This window comes from Meiothermus luteus (assembly GCF_003574085.1).
Lineage (GTDB): Bacteria > Deinococcota > Deinococci > Deinococcales > Thermaceae > Meiothermus > Meiothermus luteus.
In genome coordinates this window covers 1-1,922 of record NZ_QWKZ01000194.1, presented here as the reverse complement: position 1 = coordinate 1,922, position 1,922 = coordinate 1, and the positions used below count along the sequence as shown (strand labels likewise).

Here is a 1,922-nt window from a genome sequence, read left to right as displayed (position 1 = left end):
ACCCGGTTGCCCCAGACGAACCCTCCCCCCACCCCAGTGGACACGGTCATGAAAAGGCTGCTCTCAGCCCCTTGGGCAGCCCCTAGGATGTGCTCCGCTAAGGCCGCGGCGTTGGCGTCGTTCTCCATGTAGACCTTCAAGCCGGTGGCCTCCTCCAGGCGCTCCACGATAGGAAAATCGTTGAAGTTGGCAATGTTGGGGGTAAACTTGATGCGCCCTCGCCTGAAATCAAGGGGCCCTGGGGTGCCCAAGCCGATGGCCTTCACCTCCTCCTTGCTTTCCTCAATGGCGGCCCGGGCTGCCTCGGCCATGGCCTGCACTACCGCCTGGCCTCCTTCCTCGGGGGTAGGAACGGTTATCCTTGCCCGGATGGTTCCCTTCTTGAGCACCCCGGCCATTATCTTGGTCCCACCTAGGTCTATCCCCACTACGCTCATGACGGTTCTCCTTGGCTATCCCGCTCAATGATAAGCACGGCCTCTTGATACAGGGCTTCGGGCACCCAAAGGCCCACCCCACCGGTGTAGGTGCCCAGATAGGCCTCCGGGAGGCCCAGAAAGGGGGTTTCCAGATAAACCGGAATCCGCCGCGCCTCCAGCCGGGCCCGAACCCCCTCGGCCACCACCCTAGGCGCGAAGAGGAAAAGCACATAGACCACCTCACCCACAAGCCGCCGGGGCGGGTTCTGCTCGAGGCCATCCATCGCCCTATAAGCATAACAACCCCCACCATACCGCTTGCAGGTAAGCTAAAAGGCGAATTATGCTGGCCCAGGTTCGCACCTACAGCCTATTCGGCCTAGAGGCCCTGCCCATTACGGTTGAGGTGGATGTCTCCCCGGGTATGCCCTTCTACGTGGTGGTGGGCCTGCCCGACAAAGCCGTAGAAGAATCGCGCGAGCGGGTGAGGGCAGCCCTAAAGAACACCGGTTTCCCCTATCCCCAAGGGCGCATTGTGATCAACCTGGCCCCTGCCGAAGTCCGCAAAGAGGGCACCCACTACGACTTGCCCATCGCCCTAGGCCTGCTCGCCGCGATGGGCTCACTGCCGTTGGGAGCCCTTCAGGGCTTTGCCGCAGCCGGAGAGCTGGGGTTGGATGGGGAATTGCGGCCGGTGCCCGGCGCGGTGAACCTAGCGCTGGGGGCCCTGCGGGAGGGGCACAAGCTCCTCTTGCCCGAGGCCTCAGCTTCGGAGGCCGCGCTGGTAGAGGGGGTGGAAGCCTACGGTGCAGCCCATCTGAGCGTATTGGTGCGTTTCCTCTTGGGACAGGAAAAGCTTTGCTTGACCCGCTCGAGCCCCGCACAAAGCGAGGCCGAGCCCCTCCTGGACCTTCTAGATGTAAAGGGCCAGGCCAAGGCCAAGCGGGCCCTGGAAATTGCCGCCGCGGGGGGCCACCACCTCCTCATGAGCGGGAGCCCTGGATCAGGAAAGACCATGTTGGCGAAACGGCTGCCGGGCCTGCTGCCGCCGCTAGGTCCAGAGGAGGCCCTCGAGGTCACCCGCATCCACTCGGCAGCCGGACGCCAGATGCAAGGCCTAATCAAAACCCCACCCTTCCGCAGCCCCCACCACACCGTCTCGGATGCCGGGCTGATTGGCGGGGGCACCATCCCCAAACCCGGCGAGATCTCGCTGGCCCACCGGGGGGTGTTGTTCCTGGACGAGTTCCCCGAGTTTTCCCGCGACGCCCTAGAAGTGCTCCGCCAGCCGCTGGAAGACGGGGTGGTGACCATCTCGAGGGCCCGGGCCAGCTTCACCTACCCAGCCCGGTTTCTCCTGGTGGCGGCCATGAACCCCTGCCCGTGTGAGGTGCAATCTGCCCAAACCTGTAACGCACCTCTATCTCAACCTCTCCCTCACCTGGCCTTACCGTCACCTTCTCCACCAGTTCCCTTGCTACCGCCTGCTTCTCTTCCGGGGTA

General features: G+C 63.8%; 3 protein-coding genes. 1 reads left to right on the top strand and 2 read right to left on the bottom strand.

Annotation, left to right across the window (positions count from 1 at the left end):
- Positions 1–437 (bottom strand): ROK family protein (locus Mlute_RS15170; RefSeq protein WP_119361335.1); only part of this gene is annotated, 437 nt, incomplete at its 3' end.
- Entirely contained in the window at positions 434–703 is a 270-nt protein-coding gene (locus Mlute_RS15165; RefSeq protein ID WP_245959006.1) for a hypothetical protein, read from the bottom strand. The genes Mlute_RS15165 and Mlute_RS15170, both read right to left, overlap by 4 nt.
- Positions 704–762: 59 nt before the next feature.
- Here Mlute_RS15165 and Mlute_RS15160 point away from each other — a divergent pair.
- On the top strand, positions 763–1,922 hold a 1,160-nt coding region (locus Mlute_RS15160), incomplete at its 3' end, for a YifB family Mg chelatase-like AAA ATPase (protein ID WP_147371138.1).